Origin of the sequence: Streptomyces sp. NPDC002734, from assembly GCF_040295685.1 — a bacterium.
Lineage (GTDB): Bacteria > Actinomycetota > Actinomycetes > Streptomycetales > Streptomycetaceae > Streptomyces.
Map to the genome: position 1 here is coordinate 43,426 of NZ_JBEOVU010000046.1, position 6,000 is coordinate 49,425.

Annotated in this window: 5 protein-coding genes; 4 read left to right on the forward strand and 1 reads right to left on the reverse strand. The window is 73.4% G+C overall.

All coding sequences use genetic code 11. The features are described from left to right. Positions 1–193 precede the first annotated feature (193 nt). The gene (locus ABT026_RS29615; protein WP_351118264.1) at positions 194–1,342 is read left to right on the forward strand and encodes an ATP-grasp domain-containing protein; all 1,149 of its coding nucleotides are present in this window, start codon (positions 194–196) and stop codon (positions 1,340–1,342) included. Positions 1,343–1,533: 191 nt separating this feature from the next. Here the strand turns inward: ABT026_RS29615 and ABT026_RS29620 are convergent, their stop codons facing one another. After that, entirely contained in the window at positions 1,534–2,871 is a 1,338-nt protein-coding gene (locus tag ABT026_RS29620) for a 6-phospho-beta-glucosidase (RefSeq protein ID WP_351118265.1), read from the reverse strand. A 196-nt stretch (positions 2,872–3,067) separates the two neighbouring features. Here ABT026_RS29620 and zwf point away from each other — a divergent pair, with 196 nt between their 5' ends. The 3 genes from zwf to ABT026_RS29635 form a co-directional block, all read left to right on the forward strand. Next, complete coding sequence (gene zwf, locus ABT026_RS29625) at positions 3,068–4,657, forward strand: glucose-6-phosphate dehydrogenase (RefSeq protein WP_351118266.1); 1,590 nt, start codon at positions 3,068–3,070, stop codon at positions 4,655–4,657. Next, the gene (gene opcA, locus ABT026_RS29630) at positions 4,654–5,610 is read left to right on the forward strand and encodes a glucose-6-phosphate dehydrogenase assembly protein OpcA (RefSeq protein WP_351118267.1); all 957 of its coding nucleotides are present in this window, start codon (positions 4,654–4,656) and stop codon (positions 5,608–5,610) included. The genes zwf and opcA overlap by 4 nt, the downstream gene beginning before the upstream one ends. A gap of 40 nt (positions 5,611–5,650) precedes the next feature. Next, the coding region (locus ABT026_RS29635; RefSeq protein WP_351118268.1) for an NAD(P)-binding domain-containing protein at positions 5,651–6,000 on the forward strand (350 nt) is incomplete at its 3' end.

A 6,000-nucleotide genomic window follows, 5' to 3' on the forward strand; every position in this document is an offset into this window, starting at 1 on the left:
GGAGAAGGCGACACGCGGGAGGAGAAGCCGTAACACGCCCGTAGCGGTACGCGTCCCGTGAAGCTCTATGATCGGCCCGACACCGTCGCACCGGGCCCCCGGCCCTCTCCTCGCGGCCCGGTGTCCCTACCCGCGTGTTCCCCGGCAGGGCCCGGCTGCCTCGCCGTGCCCGCACACCTGAAGGGCGGCCTGAATGATCTCTCGCGTACGCGTCTGGCTCAACCGCACGTACGCGGAGAACGTCTTCTTCGTGGAACAGCTGCGGAGAAATCCGCAGGACCGGGCGGTGGAGATCCACGCCACCCACGGCGACCCCGACTCGCCGGTGCTCGCCGCCGCGGACACCGCGGCGATGGAGCCCGAGGGTCTCTCCCCCGCCGCGTACGCCGAGTTCGCGCTGGACCAGTGCGTGCGGCGCGGCATCGACGTGTTCGTGCCGCGGCTGCACCAGGAGGCGGTCGTCGCCCACCGCGCGGAGTTCGAGGCCGTGGGCACGGCCCTGCTGGCACCGGCCGCGCGAGGGGTGGCGGCGTTCCAGGACAAGGCGACCGCCTACGAGCGGGTGGCAGAGCTGGGCGTGCCGGTCCCGCCGTGGTTCCGGGTGCGCACCGCGGACGAACTGCTCACCGCCGTCGAGAAGCTGGAGGCGGACGGGCACCAGGCCTGCTTCAAGCCGGCCGCCGGCGCGGGCGGCGTGGGCTACCGGGTCGTCACCCGCGAGCCGTTCTCGACGGACCAGCTCGACGGCTTCCCGAGCCCACGCGTGCCGCTGGCCATGGTGCTGGGCGCGCTGCGCGAGAGCGGCGAGGAGGTCGACTGGCTGGTGATGCCGAGGCTGGAGGAGCCGGAGGTGTCGGTGGACTGCCTCACCGGGACGGACGACCGGGTGCGGATGGCGGTGGGCCGCACCAAGAACGGCCGGCGCCGCGGGTTCACCCTGGACGAGCGGTGGCTCGCCCCGGCGCGCCTGGTCGCCGAGCGGTTCGGCCTGCACCACCTGTCGAACATCCAGTTCCGCGAGTTCGGTGAGGAACCGGTTCTCCTCGACGTCAACACGCGGCCGGCCGGCGGGCTGCACCAGCTGTCCCTGTGCGGCCTCAACGCGCCCTGGGCCGCCGTCCGGCTGGCCCTGGGCGAGGACCCGGGGAACCTGGAGCCGCCCTTCCTGGGCGCCGACTACGCCGTGGTGGCGGCCCCTCAGCGTCTGCGGGCGGCGGGGCCGGTCCGCGACGAGGACCCCGCGCCGGCCGCCGCGGTGACCGTCCCGGCGCAGGCGGCGCCACCCGCCGCCGGGGCCGTCGCGGCCTCCTCCTCGTCCACGACGGCGGTCGCGCCCGCCTGAGCCGGGCCCGGTCGAGGGCCTCGGAGGGACGCCGGCGGGGGCCGTACGGACGTCCGCGGAATTTTTTTCCGCGGGGGTGTATCAATCCGCGTGTCCGGCGCTCTTAACGGTGCGGGGGATGGGGCGGGTGGCCGCGCCCGGGGGGAGCGCGGCCGTCCGCCCCACCATGCGGGGGGAGCCGGAGCCGGGCCTCACTCGAAACGAGTGAGGCCCGGATGGGCTTCCTGGTAACCGTCCATCAGCCGCCGGGCGACGGCGACGGAGTCGATCAGCGGGTGCAGCGCGAAGGCCTTAACCGCGGCGGCCCGGGAGCCCGTCAGGGCCGCGGTGATCACTTCCCGGTCCACCGCCTTGACCGCGGACACCAGGGCTGCCGCGTGCTGCGGCAGGGGGGCGGCGGCCGGCGGGTGCGCTCCGTTCGCGTCCACCAGGCACGGGATCTCGACCACCGCGTCGTCGTCCTGCCCGGGCAGGGCGCCGCGGTTGCGGACGTTGAGGACCAGGGTGGCCCGCTCGTCCCGGGCGATGGCCCGCATCAGGGCGAGGGCCACCTTCTCGTAGCCGCCGGAGAGGTCCTCCTCCTCGCGCTCCCCGGCCCCCGCCGCGTCCCGGTTCTCCGCCATGTAGGTGGCCTCCCGCTCCGCGCGGGTGCGGTTCCACAGCTGGAGGGCGGGCGCTCCGGGCCGGCCGGCCTCGGCGTAGAAGCGGTCCTGCTGGTCGCGCAGGAAGACCCCGCGGGTGCGTTCGGCCCGCCGGTAGGCGTCGACGGTCTCCCGGTTGAAGTAGTAGTAGTGCAGGTACTCGTTGGGGATCGCGCCCAGCGCGCGCAGCCAGTCGGCGCCGAACAGCCGGCCCTCCTCGAACGATTCCAGCAGCGCGCGGTCGGCGAGCAGCCGGGGCAGCTGGTCGCGGCCGTCCACGCGCACGGCGCGGACCCAGCCGAGGTGGTTGAGGCCGGCGTAGTCGACGAAGGCGCGGGCCGGGTCGACGCCGAGGACCCGGGCGAGGCGGCGTCCGAGGCCCACCGGGGAGTCGCAGATGCCGATCACCCGGTCGCCGAGGGTGCGGGACATCGCCTCGGTGACCAGGCCGGCCGGGTTGGTGAAGTTGATGACCCAGGCGTCCGGGGCGAGGCGCCGCACCCGGCGGGCCAGGTCGACCGCCACGGGGACGGTGCGCAGGCCGAAGGCGATGCCGCCGGCCCCGACGGTCTCCTGGCCGAGGACGCCCTCGGCCAGGGCGACGCGCTCGTCCGCGGCCCGGCCCTCCGGGCCGCCGACCCGCATCGCCGAGAAGACGAAGTCCGCTCCGGTCAGCGCCTCGTCCAGGTCCGTGGTGGTGACCACCTCGGGCGCGTCGGGCACCTCCCGGGCCTGCTCGGCGAGCACCCGGCCGACGGCGGCCAGCCGCCCGGCGTCGACGTCGTGCAGCACCACGCGGGTGACGCGCCCGGGTGCCCGGTCGGCCAGCAGCGCTCCGTACACGAGCGGCACGCGGAAGCCGCCCCCACCAACGATCGTGAGCCTCATCCCGCCAACCTAACGCGGGGGCCTGTGGGAGGGACGCGTGGCCCGGCGCGGTGTGGGGCGGCGTCAGGACGGGAACCCCTTCCGGGGTGACCGGCGACCCCGTCCTGACCTGCCCGGATGGTGCGGGCGGGCACCGCGCCCGCATGGCCGCCCCAGGGCGCGGTACTCGGCCTCTACCCGTCCGACGAGAAAGTAGATGATCACATTGACCGAAGCGACCGGAACGGTGGGCGCCGCGCCGCGCGGGGCCGGCGGCCCTCTCCTGGGCCGGGTCAACCCGTTGCGCGATCCCCGCGACCGCCGGCTCCCCCGGATCGCGGGCCCGTCCGGACTCGTCATCTTCGGCGTCACGGGCGACCTGTCCCGCAAGAAGCTGATGCCCGCGGTGTACGACCTCGCCAACCGGGGGCTGCTGCCACCGGGCTTCTCGCTGGTCGGCTTCGCCCGGCGTGAGTGGGCCGACCAGGACTTCGCCCAGGTGGTGCACGACGCCGTGGAGCAGCACGCGCGCACCCCCTTCCGGGAGGAGGTCTGGCAGCAGCTGGCCCAGGGCATGCACTTCGTGCCGGGCGACTTCGACGACGACCACGCCTTCGAGCAGCTGCGCGAGGCCGTGGAGCAGCTGGACACCTCGCGCGGCACCAGCGGCAACTACGCCTTCTACCTGTCGGTGCCGCCCCGGTTCTTCCCCCGGGTGGTGCAGCAGCTGGAGAAGCACGGACTGGCCGAGGCTCCTGCGGGTTCCTGGCGGCGCGCGGTCATCGAGAAGCCGTTCGGCCACGGCCTGGCCAGCGCCCGCGCCCTGAACGCGCTGGTGCACGAGGTCTTCGCCCCCGACCAGGTGTTCCGGATCGACCACTACCTCGGCAAGGAGACCGTCCAGAACATCCTGGCGCTCCGCTTCGCCAACCAGATGTTCGAACCTGTCTGGAGCCGGTCGTACGTGGACCACGTGCAGATCACGATGGCCGAGGACATCGGCATCGGCGGCCGGGCCGGCTACTACGACGGCATCGGCTCGGCCCGGGACGTGATCCAGAACCACCTGCTGCAGCTGCTGGCGCTGACCGCGATGGAGGAGCCCGCCGCCTTCGACGCCGAGTCGCTGCTCACCGAGAAGCTCAAGATCCTCAAGGCGGTCCAGCTTCCGCAGGACCTGGGCGAGCACACGGTGCGCGGCCAGTACACGGGGAGCTGGCAGGGCGGCGAGCGGGTGCTGGGCTATCTGGAGGAGGACGGCATCGACCCGTCCTCCATGACCGACACCTACGCCGCGATCAAGCTGGAGATCGACAACCGGCGGTGGGCGGGCGTCCCGTTCTACCTGCGCACCGGCAAGCGTCTGGGGCGCCGGGTCACCGAGATCGCGGTGGTCTTCCAGCGCGCCCCGTACTCGCCGTTCGACTCGACGGCGACCGAGGAGCTCGGTTCCAACGCGATCGTGATCCGGGTCCAGCCGGACGAGGGCATGACGGTACGGTTCGGTTCCAAGGTGCCGGGCACCTCCATGGAGATCCGGGACGTCTCGATGGACTTCGCCTACGGCGAGTCCTTCACCGAGTCCAGCCCGGAGGCCTACGAACGGCTCATCCTGGACGTGCTGCTGGGCGACGCCAACCTGTTCCCGCGCACCGAGGAGGTCGAGGAGTCCTGGCGGATCCTGGACCCGATCGAGGAGTACTGGGCCACCCACGGTGTGCCCGCCAAGTACCCGGCGGGCAGCTGGGGTCCCCCGGAGGCCGACGAGATGCTCGCACGAGACGGACGGAGCTGGCGCAGGCCATGAAATTGGACCTCAACGACACCACGGCCGGAAACGTCAACAAGGCGCTGCTCCAGGCCCGCAGGGCCTCGGGCACGCCTGCCGTCGGCATGGTGCTGACCATGGTGGTCGTGATCGACGAGGAGTACGCCTACGACGCCATGAGGGCGGCGCAGCAGGCCTCGCAGGAACACCCCTCGCGCACCGTGGTGGTGATCCGCCGTCATCCGCGCAGCCCGCGCGACCGTACCCACTCGCGGCTGGACGCGGAGGTACGGCTGGCGGCCGACGCCGGGCCGGGCGAGACGGTGGTGCTGCGGCTCTACGGCGAGGTGCGCGACCACGCCCAGTCGGTGGTGCTGCCCCTGCTGCTGCCGGACGCGCCGGTGGTGGTGTGGTGGCCGGTGGACGCTCCCGACAACCCGTCGGAGAACCCGCTGGGCGCGCTGGCCCAGCGCCGGATCACCGACATGGACGCGTGCCCGGACCCGCTGGCGGAGCTGGAGAAGCGGGCCGCCGCGTACGCGCCGGGCGACACGGACCTGGCGTGGACCCGGCTGACGCTGTGGCGTTCGGCGCTCGCCGCCGCGCTGGACCAGGAGCACGCGCCGGTGCGCGCGGTGGCCGTCGAGGCGGAGCCGGGCAATCCGAGCGCGGAACTGCTGGTGCGCTGGCTGCGCGCCCGGCTGGGGGTTCCCGGCGAGGTGGGGCCGTCGGCGGGTCCGGCGATCACGGCGGTGCGGCTGGACACCGAAGGCGGCGAGGTGTCCGTGGTCCGTGGGGACGGCCCGCTCGCCACGCTCACCCTGCCCGGCCAGCCGCCGCGCAGCCTGGCGCTGAAGATCCGGCCCACCTCGGAGCTGATCGCCGAGGAACTGCGGCGCCTGGACGCCGACGACATGTACGAGATCGCCCTGCGCGACGCCGGGGAGACGTCCGGTTCCGCCGGCTCTCCCGCGGAGTCGCGAGCCGTCTGACGGCAGGCGAACCCCCGAACCACAGGAAGAAGTGAACGACATGCAGCTCGGACTCATCGGTCTCGGCAAGATGGGCGGCAACATGCGCGAGCGCATCCGCCGGGCGGGTCACGAGGTCATCGGGTACGACCGCGACCCGGATCTCTCCGACGTGGCGAGCCTGGCCGAACTGGCCGACTCGCTGACCGCGCCGCGCGTGGTGTGGGTGATGGTCCCGGCCGGCCCGCCGACCCAGTCCGTGATCGACGAGCTCTCCGGTCTGCTCGACGCCGGTGACGTGGTGGTCGACGGCGGCAACTCGCGCTGGACGGACGACGAGAAGCACGCCGCGGAGCTGGCCGAGAAGGGCATCGGCTTCGTGGACTGCGGTGTCTCCGGCGGTGTGCACGG